Source organism: Mesorhizobium sp. M7A.F.Ca.MR.362.00.0.0, from assembly GCF_004023175.1.
Taxonomy (GTDB): domain Bacteria; phylum Pseudomonadota; class Alphaproteobacteria; order Rhizobiales; family Rhizobiaceae; genus Mesorhizobium.
The window spans coordinates 1-268 of sequence record NZ_RZTF01000467.1; the positions used below are offsets into that span (position 1 = coordinate 1).

The following is a 268-nucleotide window of genomic DNA, read 5'->3' on the forward strand; positions in this document are numbered from 1 at the left end:
CATCCGCCCTTCGGGCACCTTCTCCCCGTGAACGGGGAGAAGGGAAAACTGGCGCCTACGCCGCCTTGTCGCGGACCTGATAGTCCTTGATCGTGGCAAACTTGATCGCCTTCCAGCGTTCCGCTTCGTAGTTCAGCGAGAAAGCGTGCTGGGCGAGGAACACCGGATCATGGTCGAGGTCGCGGGCGATGTCACCGCGATGCGCCTCGATGAAGCGAAGCGTCTCGGCTTTGTCGTCGGCCGATATCCAGCGGCAGACTGAAAACCG

At 61.6% G+C, this 268-nt stretch carries 1 pseudogene (cut by a window edge); it reads right to left on the minus strand.

The window, feature by feature from the left end:
- Nucleotides 1-55 precede the first annotated feature (55 nt).
- A pseudogene (locus EOC06_RS33155) lies at nt 56-268 on the minus strand (peptide chain release factor 3); it runs 1,399 nt beyond the window's last position.